18 protein-coding genes are annotated in these 15,657 nt (G+C 74.0%); 7 read left to right on the forward strand and 11 right to left on the reverse strand.

All coding sequences use genetic code 11. The features are described 5' to 3' along the window. Positions 1–23: 23 nt before the first annotated feature. Together ACFC0G_RS04635 and ACFC0G_RS04640 are read left to right on the forward strand one after the other, a co-directional pair. A complete protein-coding gene (locus tag ACFC0G_RS04635; RefSeq protein ID WP_376397123.1) occupies positions 24–2,318 on the forward strand; it encodes an alpha-N-acetylglucosaminidase in 2,295 nt (764 codons plus the stop codon). A gap of 28 nt (positions 2,319–2,346) precedes the next feature. Further along, positions 2,347–3,138, forward strand: coding sequence for an adenosylcobinamide amidohydrolase (locus ACFC0G_RS04640; RefSeq protein ID WP_376397125.1), 792 nt, complete (start codon positions 2,347–2,349; stop codon positions 3,136–3,138). A 17-nt stretch (positions 3,139–3,155) separates the two neighbouring features. Here the strand turns inward: ACFC0G_RS04640 and ACFC0G_RS04645 are convergent, their stop codons facing one another. The 7 genes from ACFC0G_RS04645 to ACFC0G_RS04675 form a co-directional block, all read right to left on the reverse strand. Then, the gene (locus tag ACFC0G_RS04645) at positions 3,156–3,821 is read right to left on the reverse strand and encodes an alpha/beta fold hydrolase (protein WP_376397128.1); all 666 of its coding nucleotides are present in this window, start codon (positions 3,819–3,821) and stop codon (positions 3,156–3,158) included. A 212-nt stretch (positions 3,822–4,033) separates the two neighbouring features. Then, entirely contained in the window at positions 4,034–4,738 is a 705-nt protein-coding gene (locus ACFC0G_RS04650; RefSeq protein WP_376397131.1) for a DUF6230 family protein, read from the reverse strand. Further along, positions 4,735–5,352 (reverse strand): hypothetical protein, encoded by a 618-nt coding sequence (locus tag ACFC0G_RS04655; protein ID WP_376397134.1) that lies wholly within the window; start codon positions 5,350–5,352, stop codon positions 4,735–4,737. The genes ACFC0G_RS04650 and ACFC0G_RS04655 overlap by 4 nt, the downstream gene beginning before the upstream one ends. Next, positions 5,349–5,807, reverse strand: coding sequence for a DUF6114 domain-containing protein (locus ACFC0G_RS04660; RefSeq protein WP_376397137.1), 459 nt, complete (start codon positions 5,805–5,807; stop codon positions 5,349–5,351). The genes ACFC0G_RS04655 and ACFC0G_RS04660 overlap by 4 nt, the downstream gene beginning before the upstream one ends. Further along, positions 5,801–6,577 (reverse strand): DUF6230 family protein, encoded by a 777-nt coding sequence (locus ACFC0G_RS04665; protein ID WP_376397140.1) that lies wholly within the window; start codon positions 6,575–6,577, stop codon positions 5,801–5,803. The genes ACFC0G_RS04660 and ACFC0G_RS04665 overlap by 7 nt, the downstream gene beginning before the upstream one ends. After that, positions 6,574–7,047, reverse strand: coding sequence for a DUF6114 domain-containing protein (locus tag ACFC0G_RS04670; protein WP_376397143.1), 474 nt, complete (start codon positions 7,045–7,047; stop codon positions 6,574–6,576). The genes ACFC0G_RS04665 and ACFC0G_RS04670 overlap by 4 nt, the downstream gene beginning before the upstream one ends. 196 nt (positions 7,048–7,243) lie before the next feature. Further along, positions 7,244–7,939: a cholesterol esterase gene (locus ACFC0G_RS04675; RefSeq protein WP_376397147.1), complete on the reverse strand. Its 696-nt coding sequence runs from the start codon at positions 7,937–7,939 to the stop codon at positions 7,244–7,246. Between the two features lie 191 nt (positions 7,940–8,130). Between ACFC0G_RS04675 and ACFC0G_RS04680 the strand changes: the two genes are divergently transcribed. Further along, positions 8,131–8,739 (forward strand): TetR family transcriptional regulator, encoded by a 609-nt coding sequence (locus tag ACFC0G_RS04680; protein WP_376397149.1) that lies wholly within the window; start codon positions 8,131–8,133, stop codon positions 8,737–8,739. Between the two features lie 45 nt (positions 8,740–8,784). On the opposite strand, the gene lepB is transcribed toward ACFC0G_RS04680, so the two are convergent. After that, positions 8,785–9,393: a signal peptidase I gene (gene lepB, locus ACFC0G_RS04685; RefSeq protein ID WP_376397152.1), complete on the reverse strand. Its 609-nt coding sequence runs from the start codon at positions 9,391–9,393 to the stop codon at positions 8,785–8,787. A 230-nt stretch (positions 9,394–9,623) separates the two neighbouring features. Here lepB and ACFC0G_RS04690 point away from each other — a divergent pair, with 230 nt between their 5' ends. Beyond that, a complete protein-coding gene (locus ACFC0G_RS04690; RefSeq protein ID WP_376397155.1) occupies positions 9,624–10,913 on the forward strand; it encodes an NAD(P)/FAD-dependent oxidoreductase in 1,290 nt (429 codons plus the stop codon). After that, the gene (locus tag ACFC0G_RS04695; protein ID WP_376397158.1) at positions 10,910–11,818 is read left to right on the forward strand and encodes an RNA polymerase sigma-70 factor; all 909 of its coding nucleotides are present in this window, start codon (positions 10,910–10,912) and stop codon (positions 11,816–11,818) included. Before ACFC0G_RS04690 ends, ACFC0G_RS04695 begins: the two co-directional genes overlap by 4 nt. A 36-nt stretch (positions 11,819–11,854) precedes the next feature. On the opposite strand, the gene ACFC0G_RS04700 is transcribed toward ACFC0G_RS04695, so the two are convergent. After that, complete coding sequence (locus ACFC0G_RS04700; RefSeq protein ID WP_376397161.1) at positions 11,855–12,937, reverse strand: AraC family transcriptional regulator; 1,083 nt, start codon at positions 12,935–12,937, stop codon at positions 11,855–11,857. A 136-nt stretch (positions 12,938–13,073) separates the two neighbouring features. Between ACFC0G_RS04700 and ACFC0G_RS04705 the strand changes: the two genes are divergently transcribed. Then, positions 13,074–13,478, forward strand: a complete 405-nt coding sequence (locus tag ACFC0G_RS04705) for a Rieske (2Fe-2S) protein (RefSeq protein ID WP_376397164.1) — start codon at positions 13,074–13,076, stop codon at positions 13,476–13,478. Here the strand turns inward: ACFC0G_RS04705 and ACFC0G_RS04710 are convergent. Next, positions 13,465–14,145 carry a cysteine hydrolase gene (locus ACFC0G_RS04710; protein ID WP_376397167.1) on the reverse strand — a complete coding sequence of 227 codons (681 nt, stop codon included), beginning with the start codon at positions 14,143–14,145 and terminating at the stop codon, positions 13,465–13,467. The two genes, ACFC0G_RS04705 and ACFC0G_RS04710, sit on opposite strands and share 14 nt — an antisense overlap. Positions 14,146–14,221: 76 nt before the next feature. Here ACFC0G_RS04710 and ACFC0G_RS04715 point away from each other — a divergent pair, with 76 nt between their 5' ends. Beyond that, entirely contained in the window at positions 14,222–14,680 is a 459-nt protein-coding gene (locus tag ACFC0G_RS04715; RefSeq protein WP_376397170.1) for a pyridoxamine 5'-phosphate oxidase family protein, read from the forward strand. A gap of 21 nt (positions 14,681–14,701) precedes the next feature. On the opposite strand, the gene ACFC0G_RS04720 is transcribed toward ACFC0G_RS04715, so the two are convergent. Then, positions 14,702–15,604, reverse strand: coding sequence for a LysR substrate-binding domain-containing protein (locus ACFC0G_RS04720; RefSeq protein ID WP_376397173.1), 903 nt, complete (start codon positions 15,602–15,604; stop codon positions 14,702–14,704). Positions 15,605–15,657: the final 53 nt, after the last annotated feature.

The raw sequence follows: 15,657 nt of genomic DNA on the forward strand, positions 1-15,657 counted from the left end.
GCCTTCCTCGATCAGGGAGCCGGATGGCCAGTCGTCTGCACCTTCGATGCCGTCGCGTCCTCGTCGTCGCGGCGGTCGCCACGCTGACGGCGGTCTCACCGGCCGCCACGGCACCCGCGCCCGCCGTGACGACGGCAGCCTCCGCCCCCGGACGACCGGCTCCCGCCCCCGGCTTTCCCGCTCCCGGCTTTCCCGCTCCCGCCCCCGCTCCGCTCGCGTCCGCCTTCGATCCGGCGCCCGCCCGGGCGAGCCTGGAGCGTCTGCTGCCGTCCGTGGCCGGGCAGTTCGACCTGGTCGCTGTCGAGGAACCCGCCACCGGCGACTACTTCGAGGTCTCCGGAACGGCCGGCGAGATCCGCGTACGCGGCACGTCGCCGGCCACGCTGCTCACCGGAGTGGGCTGGTACCTGGAGCGGGTCGCCGGGGTCGACATCGGCTGGCCGGGCGACAGCCTCGGCCGGCTGCCCTCGACGCTCCCGGCGGTCACCGGCACCGTCACCCGGAGCGCGACCGTGCCCCACCGCTACGCCCTCAACGACACCGACGAGGGGTACTCCGGCGCGTACCGCGACTTCGACGCGTACCGGCACGAGATCGACCTGATGGCGCTGCACGGCGTGAACGAGGTCTTCGTGCCGACGGGGGCCGAGTACCCGTACTACCAGGCCCTCCAGCAGTTCGGTTACAGCTCGGCGGAGTTGCGCGACTGGATCCCGGGACCGGCCCATCAGGGCTGGTGGCTGCTGCAGAACATGTCGGGCTTCGGCGGCCCGGTCTCCGAGCGGCTGATCGAGGCCCGCGCGGCGCTGGGCAGCCGGATCGCGGGACACCTGCGGTCGCTGGGGATGGCCCCGGTGCTGCCGGGCTTCTTCGGCACGGTGCCTCCGGAGTTCGCCGCGCGGAACCCGGGCGCGGTCACGGTCCCGCAGGGCCGGTGGGTGGGGTTCGCCCGGCCCGACTGGCTGGATCCGACCGGGCCGGTCTTCGATCGCCTCGCCGCGACCTACTACCGGTTCCAGCAGCGGCGGTTCGGTGACAGCGACATGTTCAAGATGGACCTGCTGCACGAGGGCGGCACCCCGGGCTCCGTCGACGTGGCGGCGGCGGCCGGGGCCGTCCAGCGGGCCCTGGAGGCGGCGCACCCCGGCGCGACCTGGGTCATGCTCGGCTGGCAGACGAACCCCTCGGCGGCTCTCCTGGGCGGCGTGGACCGCAACCGGCTGCTCGTCGTCGACGGTCTCTCCGACCGCTACGACGGTCTCGACCGCGAGACCCAGTGGGGCGGCACGCCGTACGCCTTCGGTGCGATCGGCAACTTCGGCGGCCACACCAGCATCGGCGCCAACACCGGCGTGTGGGTGGACCGTTTCCCCGCCTGGCTGACCAAGCCCGGCAGCGCGCTGCGCGGCATCGCCTACCTCCCGGAGGGCACCGGCGGGAACCCCGCCGCGTTCGACCTGTTCACCGAACTCGCCTGGCAGCCGGGCCCGATCGACCACCGGACCTGGTTCGCGGAGTACGCCGCCCGGCGCTACGGCGGCGCCGACCCCCACGCCGCCGCTGCGTGGGAGCAGCTGCGCCTCGGCCCGTACAGCATGCCCTCCGGTACGTGGAGCGAGCCGCAGGACAGCCTCTTCACCGCGCGGCCGAGCCTGACGACGACCAGGGCCGCGCGCTGGAGCCCGTCCGCCATGCGCTACGACGCGGCCACCGTGGAGCAGGCGCTCGCGGAGCTCCTGAAGGTGGCTCCCGAGCTGCGGACCACCGACGCCTACCGCCACGACCTCGTGGACGTGGCCCGGCAGGCGCTGACCAACCGCGGCCGCGTCCTGCTGCCGCGGATCAAGGCCGCGTACGAGGCCAAGGACCTCGCGGAGTTCCGGGAGCGGGTGGCCGAGTGGAACGCCCATCTGGAGCTGCTCGGGCGGCTGGTCGCCTCCGACCGGCGCTTCCTGCTCGGTCCGTGGCTCGCCGCCGCCCGCGCCTGGGGGGCCGACCCCGCCGAGCAGGACCGGCTGGAGTACGACGCCCGCTCGATCCTCACCACCTGGGCCGACCGGGGACCGAGCGACACGGCCGGGCTGCACGACTACGCCAACCGGGAATGGGCCGGTCTCGTCCAGGACGTCTACGCGCCGCGCTGGGCCGCGTACTTCGCGACGCTCGACAGCGCGCTGGTGAACCGTACGGAACCGGTCGCCGTCGACTGGTTCGCGCGGGACGACGCCTGGGCGCACGGCCACGAGCCGTACGCGACGACGCCGACCGGCGACCCCGTCGCCCTGGCGGGCGAGGTACAGGCGGCCCTGACGAGGTGATCCGTGACGGCGTCTCTAGTCTGGGGAGGTGCTTTCCCTCCCCCGGACCCTCCTCGCGAGCCCGTCCCTCGCCGACGCCGCCCTGCTCAGCCACACGGAACAGGGCCGTGCGTGGCCCCTCCTGGTGTGGGCCCCGGGACCGGGCGTGCGGATGGTGTCGAGCGCCGTCCTCGGCGGCGGCATCGGGGAACGGGCCTGGGTGCTGAACGCGCAGGTCCCGCCCGGCTACGACCGGCTGGATCCCGTCGCCCACCTCCGCGCGCTGGCCTCCGGGGCCGGGCTCGAAGGTCCCGGGGTGGGGCTCATGACGGCGGCCTCGGTCGAGAACCGGCGGCACGCGGCGGACGGGGGCGCCGAGGCCTTGGTGACCGCCGGGATCGGCGTACGGGGCTGGGCGGCCGTACCGGGGGCCGGCGGCGTCGCGGCCCCGCGCCCGGGGACGATCAACATCATCGTGTCGCTGCCCGTGCCGCTCACGGACGCCGCCCTCGTCAACGCGGTCGCCACCGCCACCGAGGCGAAGGTCCAGGCCCTCGTCGAACTCGGAGCGGACGCCTCGGGCACGCCGACGGACGCCGTCTGCGTGGCCGCGCCGGCTCCCTCGTCTGCCGGGAGCGACGGAGGGTCGACGGCCGAATCGGCCGCCGCGCCGTCGGTCGCGCCGTCGGTCGCGTCGCCCGTCGCGCCGCCGTTCTCCGATTCGTTCGCCGAGTCGATCGCCGAGTCGTTCGCCGGGCCGCGGTCGCTCTGGGGCGCGCGGCTCGCGCGCGCCGTGCACCGCGCGACGTACGAGGCCTGCGCCGGGCTCGTCGGTGCGTAGCAGGCGCGTCAGGCCGCTCAGCCGTGGGAAAGCAGCGCCGCCGTGAGTTCCGCCGCCCGGCGGTGCCAGAAGCCGGCGCCCCGGAGCATGGCGTGGCCGCCGGTCGGCATCGGGATGCCCGCGGCGTCGGCGCCCGCCGCCCGCGCCCTGCGGACGAAGTCCCAGGACTCGCGGGCCGACGTGACGCGGTCGGTCTCGTCGTGCAGGAGGTACAGCCGTCGGCCGCCGAGGTGGTCGACGGGCTCGCCGGTGGGGCACCAGGGCGCGAGGGCGACGACACCGCGGACGGCCGGGTCGCCGGCGGCGCTGAGTGCGGCGCGCCCGCCCATGGAGTGGCCGAGGAGCACGACGGGCACGGGCCCGAAGCGCTCCCGGAGCCGGACGAGGGCGGCCTCGGCGTCCCGGGCCGCGTCGGCGCGCGGGCCGTTCCAGCCTCGGTGGCGGTAGCGCACCTCGGCGACCAGCACGTCCCGGCCCCGGACGGCCCGGGTCACGGCGGTCACGAAGGGCCGCATGCGCAGGGCGGGCAGGTTGAGCGCGGGCGGCGGCTCCGGCCCGTCGGCGCGGCCGCCGTGGAGCAGCAGAACGGCCGCGGCGGGGACCGCCGGCGCGCTGCGGACGAGAAGCGTGCCGGGCTCGGTCGGCCGCGCGCGGCAGCAGGCCCCCGGGGTCAGCGACGTCATCGGGGATCCGCGCAGCTCGTACGGGACGTGTGGGCCGTACGGGACACGTGGGTCGAACGTGCCTCGTGGGCCTCGCGGTTCGTGTGGTTCGCGTGGTTCGCGTGTCTGGGTCGCCGCGCCATGGGTGCCTCCAGGAGTCGCCTGCCGTTCCCCGCGATGGACGGTCCGCCCATGCCGCGCGGGGAGACGACCGTGAGGGCCGCAGTCTGCCATCACGGCGTCCCGGGCGTCCCGACGGGCCCGGGTGGGGCCGGGCAGGCGACCGTGCCGGGTCGGACGGCGAGCCTGAGCTTCGGTGCGGTGAGGAGGCCCGGGATCTGGAAGTCCTGGGCGGTGCCGACGATCCGGTCGAACTTGGCGTAGCGGGCCTGGATGCCGAAGCGGTGCTGAGGGCTGTTCAGCGGGTTGGCGAGGTACGCCCCGGACGCGTCCTTGACGGTCTTCACGTCGGCGCCGTTGACGTTGAGGTCGACGACGCCGTCCATGTCGAGGACCCCGGTGGCGTTCCGCAGGTCGAGGACGGTGTTCTTCGTCCGGATCTCCCACGAGCCGGGATCGTCGTCGCCGAGGGTGAGCATCAGCGTGTACGTTGCTCCCGCGATCTGCTGCCGCTGGCTGAGGCACAGGCCGTTGAGCACGCCGTCCGCGAAGCCCATGCGGAGCACCCGCACGGTGGCGGCGGTGCCGTCGGGCCGGACGACGGGCTGGTCCACGACCGCGGCACCGTACTGCGTCCCGTACAGGCTGCTGGTGGTGAAGTCGACGGGACGGTCCTGGATCCGCAGGCCGACGGCGAGCGCGCCGCTCGCCATGGCGGACCCGAGGCCGGCCGCCGCGAGGAGCGCGGGCACGGCGACGGCGAGCGAGCGGCGCCAGTGGGTGCGCCCTTCCGGGGAGGAGCGGTCGCCGGGGCTCACGGGACGGTCACCGTGATGGTTCCGGGGAGGTGGACGGGGTTGTCGGTGGAGTCGAGGGCCGCGTGGTCGTCGACCGTACGGATGGCGTAGATGTCGCCGACGAAGTCCTCGGCCCCCGCCGTCAGCGGGATCAGGGAGCCGAAGAAGTCGAGCAGCCCCTGCACCCCGCAGATCTTGACGAGGACGCGGACGCAGACGTTGGTGATGGTGCCCCACATCGTGGTCGTCTCGGGTCTCCCCGCGCTGTCGTAGCCGCCGAGGGAACCCTCGTCCGGCACGTCGATGGTGACGGTGTGCCCGGCCGCCCGCTGGGTCACGTTCATGTGCGAGCGGATCTTGAGCTTGGTGAAGGTGTACTGGGTCGTCGTCCGGGTCGTGCCGTCCGAGAGCCGGACGGTGACGTTCCTGTCGACGGTCATCGAGACGGCGACCATGCTCGCGATGGTCACGTGCAGCGGGTCCGGCGCGGGCAGGAAGGGCGCGCCCAGCGGCTCGGGCGCGGCGGCCGCTCGGCCCGCGGCGCTGCTCGGCTGCCCGGACCAGACGGCCGTGGCGACGGCGAGCAGCAGGGCGGTCGTCACGGCGACGAGCGGGGACCGTACGGCGCAGATCACGCTTCCACCGCCAGGTCCGCTGCCACCCGGTCCGACACCGCCCGGTCCGCTGCCACCCGGTCCGCCGCCGTACGGTCCGCCGCCGTGCGACGCGGGCGTTTGGCACCCCAGCCGACCGTCATCGAGCCGCCGAGGACGCCGAGCGCCATACCGACGAGGAACCCGCCGAGGTTGGAGACGACGAGCGAGACGACCGCGAGGACCGCGCCGAGGAGCCCGAAGGTGTAGCGCTGGCCGGGCAGCGCGATCGGGATCAGACCGCAGAGGATCATCCCGCCGCCGACGAGGTATCCGGCCACTCCCCCGAAGCCCGTGCTCACGATCAACTGGAGGGAGCTGAGCGAGAACTTGAGGACGGTCCACCCGCCGGCGACCAGCCACACCCCGCCCCAGAACGGCCGGGTCCGGCGGAAGGCCCGGAACCACCCGTACGCGGACCTCAGTCGGCTCAGCATGTCGTCGCCGTTCCCGGGACGACCTTGATCCTCAGGTCGGGCAGGACGAGCGCCCCGGCCATCTCGGCGTCGTACGCCGTCGCGTGGAGTCCGTGCAGGGTGATCGAGCTGCCGCCCTCCCCGCCCGCCGAGCCGAGTCCGAACCCGCCGGGCAGCGCGCCCGTGAGCGGCTTCCCGGCCACGGTGACCTGGTCGGCGGACTGGCCGAGTACGGCGTTCTCAAGGGTGGTCGGCCCGTACGCCTGCAGTTCGGTGGCCTGGATGTAGAGGTTCGACGCGTCGATGTCCGTCGTGAACGTGCCGGGCGGCGCGGCCGTCACCTTCTGGCCGCCCGTCAGGAGCAGCGAGTACGGGACGCCCGCGATGGTCTGGTGGACGATGCCGCACAGCCCGGCGAGCCCGGCGCTCGCGAAACCGACGCGTGCCATCGCCGTGTTCGTGGTCGTGGTGCCGTCCGGGCGTCCGACGGCCGGGGTGTTGACGATGGCCCCGAAGCCGGAGCCCTCGACCCCGTTGGAGGTCAGGGTGAAGGGCTGCCCGGTGACGCTGAAGTTGGCGGCGAGGGCGCCCTGCGCCAGGGCGGTGCCGAGGACCCCGACGGCGAGCGCCGAGGGGACGAGGGCGAGCGCGCCGCGCCCCCAGCGGGTGCCGCGCCGGGTGCCGTCGGACGCCTCGGCGAGCATCCGGGCGTTCCAGTCGGCGGCGGCGCGGGTACCGGTCGCGCGTACCCGGCGGAGGGACGGGCCGAGACGGATGGTCCCGCGGTTCATACGGATCCACTCCTCACGGGCGCTCCGGGCCGTGTGCGGCGCAGCGGTCCGCCGCGCCGCCGGGCCGGCTTCTCGGGGAGCCAGGCGAAGGCCATCGATCCGCCGAGGACGGAGAGGGCCATGCCCGCGAAGAGGCCACCGAGGTTCGACAGCGGGAAGGAGGCGACTCCCGCGATCACCGCGATGACGCCGGCGGTGTGGCGCTGTCCGGGGAGCAGCAGGATCAGCAGGGCCATCGCCATGAGGACGACTCCGCCGGCCATGCCCGCGATGCCTCCGACGCCGACCTGGAGGATCTTGCCGAGCGGTGCCATCGGCAGGAAGAAGATGACGAAGCCGCCGGCCCCGGTCCAGAGGGCCGCCCAGAACGGGCGGGTGCGGCGCCAGCGCCGGAAGGCGAGGCGCGCGCCGCGCGGAGTGGGGGCGGGAGCGGACGCTTCGCGCGGCTCGGGCGGCGGATCAGTGGTCATGAGGTGAGCCCTCTCAGTCGGGGGTCGAGTGGGAAGGGGAACCGGGAAACCGGAGAACCGGCGGGAACCAGGGAACCGGCGGGAACCGGAGAACCGGCGGGAACCTGGAACCGGGGAACCGGGGATCCGCGTCCTGCGCGCCGCTGGGCGCGGATCCCCGGCTTCCGGCGTCGTCAGGCCGGGCTCAGCGCGGCTGTCAGCAGGGCTTGTCGCCGTGGGCGATGCCGATGGCCAGGTCCGGCAGGGTGATCGCGCCGGAGATCGTGGCGCCGTTGGCGTCGGCGTTGAGGTTCCTGATGTCGGTCCGGCCGCCGGTGGCGTCCAGGCCGAACTGGCCGGGGGTGCCGTCGTCGATGCCGGCGCCCTTGATCCCGGCGCCGTCGGCGGCGGCGCCGATCACGTTCGGGGTGGTGTCGCTCGCGTTGAGCGTGGCGGTGGCCGCCTTGAGCGCCTGGGCGTCGAGGACCAGTTTGTTCGCCTGGAGGCCGGCTCCGGCGACGAGCTGGTCGCTGGTGAGCGGGGTCGCCGCCGCCGGGGAGGAGATGTTGAGCGACCAGGTGCCGAGGCTGCCGATGACCGGGAGGTCGACCGACTGGACGGCGTGGACGCAGATGCCGTCCAGACCCGCCTTGGCGATGCCGACCTCGGCGGCGCCCTTGGCCCCGCCGGCGTCGATGGTGTGCATGACCGCGCCGATGCCCTGCGGGGCGGCGACGGTCTTCGAGCTGAGGGTGAAGGGCACGCTCGTCAGCGAGAGGTTCGCGGCGAGCGCGCCCTGCACCATCGCCGTGGCCATGGCCGCCACGGCCGCGGTCGCGGGCAGGGCCAGGAATGCCGATCTGCGCCAGCGGGTGACGCCTCTGCTCTCTTCCTGTCTGTTCTCTTCCTGCATGTGAACTCCCACCGTCGTCCCGCGCCGTCGGCGCAGGGGGATGTGAACCCGGCAGCGGTGCGTCCCGCGGCCGGACGACCGGAGACGGATGACACTTCAGTGCTACCTGTTCGAGAATTGGACAGTTCTTAAGGATGTGTCAACACTCTGGACAATCCTGGGGAGAATTCCGGCTGGACTAGGCTGGGCCGATGGCACGGTTCAGGGAGACGGTCCGGACACTGCTGCGCGAACGCCTGTTGGACGCCGCGTACGACGCGGTCGCGGACCGCGGGTTCGACAAGCTCCGGATGGCGCACCTCGCCGGAGCCGTCGGCGTCAGCCGTCAGACGCTGTACTCGGAGTTCCCCTCCAAGGAGGCGGTCGGCGAGGCCCTGTTCCAGCGCGAACTGGAGCGCTGTCTGCTCGGCATCCAGCAGGGCCTGGACGCACACCGGGACGACCTCCGCGCGGCCGTCGAGACCGCCGTCGGCTTCACGCTCACGCTGGCCGGCCGGAACCCGCTGATCAAGGCCGTACTGACGAGCACCGGCGAGGACGGCCTCCTCCCCTACCTCACCACCCGGTCCGCGTCCGCGTTCGAGACGGCGACGGCGATGGCCGACGCGTACGTCACGGAGGCCTGGCCCGGCGTGGACCCGGTCGCACGCGAGCTGGCCGTGGACGCGGCGGTCCGGCTGACCGCGAGCCACATCGTCCAGTCGACCGCCTCACCCGAGGAGTCGGCCCGCCGCATCGCCGACACGGTGGTCCGCGTCGCCCTGAGCACGGGCCACGAGAGCCTCGCACCGACGCAGTAGACGGGCTCACGGCCCCGGCGCCTGCTCCCACGCGGGCCCCGAGCCTCACGGCCCCGGCCCCGGCCACCGCTCCATGACCGGCCGACCGTCGAGGCCCCGCGAGGCCGATACGGGGAAGGCCCGCAGGCCGACCCGCCCCTCGACGCGACGGAGGTCCCCCCAGCCGTACGCCCGGGAGTCGTCCGAGAGATCGGGGTTGTCCCCCAGGTAGAAGAACGCGCCCTCGGGCACGGTCACCAGCTCCGGCCGCGCCGACCGCGTGCCGTCCGGTGCGCAGCAGGCTCCCGTGCGGTGCGCCTGCGCCGCCCACTGCGCCGCCGCCAACCGGCGGACCGGGCCCTGACCTCCCTCCTGGAGGAGGACGTCGAAGGGCCGTTCCGGCGTGGAGGCGATGGCGACCCGGTCGCCGGGCAGCCCGATCACCCGCTTGACGAGCAGCGCGTCCCTGCCGGTCGCCCGGAGCAGGACGACGTCGAAGCGACGCGCGTCGCCCGCCGAGCCCGGCGCGACGAGCACCCGGTCCCCCTCCTTGAGGGTGGGGGCCATGCTGGTGCCGTCGACGCGGACGCTCAGCGCCGTGACGGCCACCGCCGCGAGGAGACAGAGCAGGGCACCGGTACCGAGGACGGCGCCGGCCGCCCGGCGCGCACTCACCGGCGGTCGGCGGAGTCCGTGGTCCGGTCGGCGCCGGACCGGTCGATTGCGGTCATGGCGGGACGGTAGGCCCGGCGGCGGGCGGCGGCCGTGACCGTACCGCTCACGGTTCCTGACCGTGCGCCGCGACCGTCACACACCCACCAGAGTGACCTGCGTCACATCGTGTCACAGGGTCCGATCGCGCGGTGTCTTGTGCACGAACCGCTGGAAACGAAGGAGACACCGCGATGGGGAACACCGAGATCGTCGTGATCGGCGGCGGGTACGCCGGAGTGATGGCCGCGAACCGCCTGACGCAGCGCGCCGACGTGACCGTGACGCTGATCAACCCGCGCCCCGACTTCGTCGAGCGGATCCGCCTGCACCAGCTCGTCGGCGGGTCCGACGACGCGGTCGTCGCGTACACCGAGGTCCTGCGTCCCGGCGTCGGCCTGCTGGTCGACTCCGTGACACGGATCGACGCGGCCGGGCGCGGCGTGACGCTCGCGAGCGGCGACACCGTCCGCTACGACTACCTGGTCTACGCGGTCGGCAGTGGCAGCGCCGACCCGCGCGTGCCCGGAGCCGCCGAGTTCGCCTATCCGATCGCCGACCTGGAGGAGGCGCAGCGGCTGCGGCCGGTCCTCGACGCCGCGCCCATGACGGCCCCCGTGACGGTGGTCGGTGGCGGTCCGACCGGCATCGAGACCGCCGCCGAGCTGGCGGAGGCGGGCCGCGCCGTGACCCTGGTCTGCGGGAAGGTGCTCGGCCCGTACCTGCACCGGCGCGGCCGCCGCTCGGTCGCCAAGCGGCTCGCGGCCCTCGGGGTGACCGTGGTCGAGGGCCCCGGCGCGAAGGTGACGGCCGTGACGCGCGATGCCGTGCGGCTCGACGACGGCCGTGCGCTGCCGAGCACGGTGACCATCTGGACCGCCGGCTTCGGCGTGCCGGACCTGGCCGCGCGCAGCGGGCTGAGCACCGACGCCCTGGGCCGCCTGCTCACGGACGAGACGCTGACGAGCGTGGACGACGACCGCGTCCTCGCGGCCGGGGACTCGGCTGCGCCGTCGAACCTGCCGGCGCGGATGAGCTGCCAGGCCGCGACGCCGCTGGGCGCGCGGGCCGCCGACACGATCCTCAGCCGGATCGCAGGAGAGGAGCCCGAGCCCCTGAACCAGGTGTTCGCGGGCCAGTGCATCAGCCTCGGCCGAGGCGGCGGCATCTTCCAGTTCGCGCACCGGAACGACATCGCCCTGTGGTTCCACATCGGCGGTCGCACCGGCGCGAAGGTCAAGGAGATCGTGTGCAAGGGCACCGTGAAGCACTTGGCCGCCGAGGCGCACGAGCCGGGCGCGTACGGTCTGCACCGCGTCTCGGGAGGCGGCCAGCGCGAGAAGTTGCTGCGGGCCGAGCGCGAGCGCCTGGAGGGGGTGGGTCATGATCGGACTCCCACCGACGAAAAGGATCTTGCCGTGGATGCGTACGCACGAGCCGACGGCGCCCAGGGCCGGTCGACGGGGAGCGGGGTGAAGGCATGAGCGACGACCCCACCGCCGACCGGGCGACCGAGATGTTCGTCGCCCACCGCAACCTCCTCTTCACCGTCGCCTACGAGATGCTCGGCTCGGCGGCCGACGCCGAGGACGTCCTCCAGGAGACCTGGCTGCGCTGGGTCGAGGTCGACCTGGAGCAGGTACGCGACGAGCGCGCCTATCTGGTCCGGGTCACGACCCGCCAGGCGCTCAACCGGCTGCGCAGCGCCAGTCGGCGCAGGGAGTCGTACGTGGGCCCCTGGCTGCCCGAACCGATGCTCACGACGCCGGACGTGGCCGAGGACGTGGAGCTCGCCGAGAGCGTGTCGATGGCGATGATGCTCGTCCTGGAGACGCTGTCGCCGACGGAGCGCGCCGTCTTCGTCCTCCGCGAGGCCTTCGGCTTCGGGTACGAGGAGATCGCGGCCGCCGTCGACAAGACCCCCGCGGCCGTCCGTCAGATCGCGCACCGCGCGCGCCGGCACGTCGACGCCCGCCGCCCCCGCCGGACGGTCTCGGCGAGCGAGACCCGGACGGCCCTGGAGTCGTTCCGACGCGCGTTCGAGACCGGGGACGTGCAGGGCCTCCTCGACGTCCTCGCGCCCGAGGTCGTCTACATGGGCGACGGCGGCGGGGTCAAGCACGCCGCCCTGCGGCCCGTCCTCGGGGCCGACAAGGTGTCCCGTCTCATGGCGGGCTTCACCGGCAGGGCCGGCGGGGCCGGCATCGCGCTCACCCTCGGCCCGACCGTGGCCAACGGCAGCCCGGCGCTCCTCGTCCACCTGAACGGCGAGGTCGACGGCGTCATGGCGGTCCACGTCGAGGACGCCCGGATCACGGGCATCTACTTCGTCCGCAACCCGGAGAAGCTGTCCCGCGCCACGTCCGAGACGCCGCTCACCCTGCACTGAGCTCCCGCCGGCGACTCCCGCCGGCGAGGAGCGTCCTCACCCACCGCCCCGGGCCCGGAAGGCCCGGGGCGTCTCGCCGGTCCAGCGCCGGAACGCCCGGTGGAACGCGCTGGGTTCCGAGAAGCCGAGCTGCCGTGAGAGCCGCTCGATGGAGACCCGGCCGCCGGCGAGTGCGGCGAGGGCGTGGTCGCGGCGCACCTGGTCGCGCAGCCGCTGGTACGTGGTTCCCTCGGCGGCCAGCCGGCGGCGGAGGGTCTGCGGGCTGACGGACAGCCGGTCGGCGAGCTGCTCGGGCGTCGGCAGCGGCTCCGCGGGCAGGGCCTTCCCCATCAGGTGCCGTACGCGGCCGGTCATCGCGCTGCCGTGGTCCGCGCGGACGAGCACGTCGGCCGGGGCGCGGCGGAGGAAGGCCCGGAGGGCCGCCGCGTCCCGCAGGACGGGTGCGTCGAGGTCGGCCCGGTCGAAGACGGCCGCCGTCCGCCGGGCGCCGAAGACGCAGGGCGCCCCGAACAGGAGGGCGTACTCATGGGCGTGCCGGGGCTCGGGGTGGGTGAACTCGACGCGTCGCAGGCCGATGCGGCGGCGGATGAGCCAGCCCGCGAAGCGGTGGGCGACGAGCACGGTGGACTCGGCGCCGAAGTGGAGCGGGTCGTCGTACCCGGCGACGTCGAACTCCATCCGCGCCTCGTCGCCCCGGCCCTCGTCCTCCTCCCCGCCCGCCACGCCGTCCCCGCACTCTCCGGGCTCTCCGGGCTCTCCGGGCTCCACGAGCCGGAAGCGCGGCCCCGAGGGGAAGAGGGAGTAGAAGGCCTGGCCGCGCCGGAGCGCCTCGCGCAGGTCCCGGCTGCCGTGGACGACGACGTGGCCCATCATCGCGAAGGTCCCGACCTTGCTGGGCGCTCCGCCGAGACCGATCAGCTCGTCGTCGAGGAGGGACCACAGCAGCCTGACGAGCCGTCCGAACTGTTCCGCCGGCACCCTGGCCTGCGCGTCCCCGAGGAGTCCGGAGGGCAGACCGGCCCGGGCGAGCAGGGACGCGGGGGCGACTCCGCGCCGTTCTCCGGCCAGCAGCACGGCCCGGACGTGGTGGGCGCTGACCGATCCCGTTGACACTTTCATCGCAAGGTGTCCATGTTCCGACACTCTACTCAGAACTGTAAGGCTGTCGAAGGCGTGATCCTGTGAACGGGGCACAGGTCACACCCGTACCGTCAGGTGCCAACACACCAGTGCGTGAAGGAAAGAGGGGCAGCACATGAGCGGAGTGGCACGCAGGACGGTGGTCTCGGCGGCGGGCGCCGCGGGCCTGGCGGCGGCGCTCGCGGCCTGCGGTGGCGGCGGCACCGAGGACAAGGGCACGGAGGAGCAGGCGGGCGCCACCCTCGCGCGGACCGGGGACATCCCGGTGGGCGGCGGCAAGGTCATCGCCGGTCAGGGCCTGGTGATCACCCAGCCGAAGGCCGGCGAGTTCCACGCCTTCTCGTCCAAGTGCACCCACGCGGGCTGCACCGTCAGCAGCGTCAAGGACGGCGTCATCGTGTGCCCGTGCCACCAGAGCCACTTCGACGTGTCGGACGGCAGCGTGAAGTCCGGCCCGGCGACCGGTCCACTGCCGCCGACGCCGATCCAGGTGGTGGGCGACGAGATCAGTCTCGGCTGACGGAGCCCCCGGCCGGCCTCGCACGCCGGGGGGTCTTCCAGCAGCCCAGCACCTCGTCCGTCGTCGTGATCGTCGCGACGAGCGCGAGGGTGTGGCGGATCATCGCGGGGGTGTAGTCGGCCGGCACCCCCGCGATGGCGTCCCCGGGCACGACGACCGTGTAGCCGAGGTTCACGGCGTCGAAGACCGCGTTGGGCACGGCCACGTTGGCGGAGACGCCGGTCACGATCAGCGTCCGGCAGCCGAGGTTGCGGAGGAGCGCGTCGACGTCCGTGCCGGCGAGCGGTGAAAGCCCGTGGAGGCGCCGGACGACGATGTCCTCCTCCGTGACCTGGATCGGTTCGGCGATCCGTACGGCCGTGCTGCCGCTGCGCTGCTGCACCGGCAGCCGTGCGGCGGCCCGGAACAGCCGGGCGTTGCTGTTGGCGCCGCGCCCGTCGGGGCGCCGCTCGGCGACGGCGTGGATCACCTGGACGTCGGCCTCGTGCGCGGCGGCCACGAGCCGCGCCACGTTGCGCAGGGCGCCCGACCTGCGGGCCGCCGCGGCGAGTTCGGGCAGGGCGCTCTCGGCGCCGACGACCCCCCGCTGGCACTCGACGGTCAGCAGCACCACCCCGCCGTCCGGACGGATCGACTCCCCGAGCCGGTCTCTCGCACTCTCACCCATGGTCTCCCCTTGCCTGTGCGCGCATGGCCCTCCATGCTTTCTGACGTCTCATCAGAAATCCAGAAGGGTGCGGACGATGACCGTCGCACAGCGCCGTGGACGCCGGATCATGATGACCCCGGCGGAGCTCGACTCCTTCCTCGCCGAACAGCGCACCTGCCGGGTGGCGACCGTGTCCGCCGACGGCCGCCCGCACGTGAGCGCGCTCTGGTTCGCCTGGGACGGCTCCTCGCTGTGGCTGTACTCGCTGACGCGCAGCCGCCGTTGGGCCGAGATGCGCGCCGATCCGAGGATCGCGGCGGTGGTGGACGACGGCGAGGAGTACGGCGAGCTGCGGGGTGTGGAGCTGTCGGGCACGGTCGAGTTCGTCGGCGAGGCGCCGCGTACCGGCGAGCCGGTCCCCGCGCTCGACGCGCCCGAACAGCTCTTCGCCGCCAAGAACTTCGGCCTGGACGCGATGCCGCACGACGGCCGCCACGCCTGGGCGAGGCTGACCCCGGACGCCGTCGCGTCCTGGGACTTCCGCAAGATCTAGGGGGTGTCCGAGGGCCGGCCGTCAGCTCCCGAGGGGCTCGGCCGCCGCCCGCAGGGCCCCCACGACCGCCCGCACGGAGGGACGGCGGCCCGCGTCGGCGCGCCAGGTGGCGTAGATGTGGCGCCGCATCTTCTGCCGTACGGGCACGAAGACGACGCCTTCCGGCAGCGGGCGGCCGAGACGGGGCGTCACGCACACCCCGAGTCCCGCCGCGACCAGCGCGAGCTGCGTGTGGTGCTCGCCGGCGAGGTGGCCGATGCGCGGCTCGATGCCCTGCGAGCGCAGCGTGAACATCAGCCAGTCGTGGCAGAACTCGCCCTCGGGCCAGGACACCCACTCCTCGTCGGCGAAGTCCACCAGGTCCGCCGCCTCCCGCGCTGCCAGCCGGTGCCCGGCCGGCAGCGCGACGTCCGCCGAGTCGTCCAGGAGATGGGCCCGCTCCAGGCCGCCCGGCACGGGCGCCCGCTTGTTACTCCAGTCCAGGACGATCGCGAGGTCCGCGTCGCCGCGCAGCACCGCGCGGACGCCCGGCTCGGGCTCCAGCTCGGTGGTTCGCACGCGGAGTTCGGGATGGCCGGCGCGCAGGGAGGCGAGTGCGCCGGGGATGAGCCCGCGGGCCGCCGTCGGGAAGGCCGCGAGCCGCACCTCGCCCACGACCCGGCCGCTCTGGGCCTCGATGTCGGCCTGGGCCAGCTGGACCTGCGAGAGGATCCGGGCGGCGTGCTCGGCGAGCAGCAGTCCGGCGTCGGTGAGCCGCACGCCCCGGCCGTTCTTGGCGAGCAGTTGCTGGCCCACCTCGCGCTCCAGCTTGGACAGCTGCTGCGAGACGGCCGAGGTGGTGACGTGCAGGCCGTCGGCCGCGCCGCTCACCGAACCGTGCCGCGCGACGGCGTCGAGGGTCCGCAGGCGCTCCAGATTCAACATATAAGCAATACTAAGGGGAGGGGTCGAAGAATTCTCACTTGTTCTACGAGGTC

This window comes from Streptomyces sp. NPDC056169, assembly GCF_042268445.1.
Lineage (GTDB): Bacteria > Actinomycetota > Actinomycetes > Streptomycetales > Streptomycetaceae > Streptomyces.

Excerpts from the sequence above, each read along its gene's own strand:
- ACFC0G_RS04635 (WP_376397123.1), top strand. The coding sequence starts at position 24 with ATGGCCAGTCGTCTGCACCTTCGATGCCGTCGCGTCCTCGTCGTCGCG.
- ACFC0G_RS04720 (WP_376397173.1), bottom strand. The coding sequence starts at position 15,604 with ATGTTGAATCTGGAGCGCCTGCGGACCCTCGACGCCGTCGCGCGGCAC.
- ACFC0G_RS04695 (WP_376397158.1), top strand. The coding sequence starts at position 10,910 with ATGAGCGACGACCCCACCGCCGACCGGGCGACCGAGATGTTCGTCGCC.
- ACFC0G_RS04705 (WP_376397164.1), top strand. The coding sequence starts at position 13,074 with ATGAGCGGAGTGGCACGCAGGACGGTGGTCTCGGCGGCGGGCGCCGCG.
- ACFC0G_RS04660 (WP_376397137.1), bottom strand. The coding sequence starts at position 5,807 with ATGCTGAGCCGACTGAGGTCCGCGTACGGGTGGTTCCGGGCCTTCCGC.
- ACFC0G_RS04710 (WP_376397167.1), bottom strand. The coding sequence starts at position 14,145 with ATGGGTGAGAGTGCGAGAGACCGGCTCGGGGAGTCGATCCGTCCGGAC.
- ACFC0G_RS04680 (WP_376397149.1), top strand. The coding sequence starts at position 8,131 with ATGGCACGGTTCAGGGAGACGGTCCGGACACTGCTGCGCGAACGCCTG.
- ACFC0G_RS04715 (WP_376397170.1), top strand. The coding sequence starts at position 14,222 with ATGACCGTCGCACAGCGCCGTGGACGCCGGATCATGATGACCCCGGCG.
- ACFC0G_RS04700 (WP_376397161.1), bottom strand. The coding sequence starts at position 12,937 with ATGAAAGTGTCAACGGGATCGGTCAGCGCCCACCACGTCCGGGCCGTG.
- ACFC0G_RS04675 (WP_376397147.1), bottom strand. The coding sequence starts at position 7,939 with ATGCAGGAAGAGAACAGACAGGAAGAGAGCAGAGGCGTCACCCGCTGG.
- ACFC0G_RS04690 (WP_376397155.1), top strand. The coding sequence starts at position 9,624 with ATGGGGAACACCGAGATCGTCGTGATCGGCGGCGGGTACGCCGGAGTG.
- ACFC0G_RS04665 (WP_376397140.1), bottom strand. The coding sequence starts at position 6,577 with ATGAACCGCGGGACCATCCGTCTCGGCCCGTCCCTCCGCCGGGTACGC.
- ACFC0G_RS04670 (WP_376397143.1), bottom strand. The coding sequence starts at position 7,047 with ATGACCACTGATCCGCCGCCCGAGCCGCGCGAAGCGTCCGCTCCCGCC.
- ACFC0G_RS04645 (WP_376397128.1), bottom strand. The coding sequence starts at position 3,821 with ATGACGTCGCTGACCCCGGGGGCCTGCTGCCGCGCGCGGCCGACCGAG.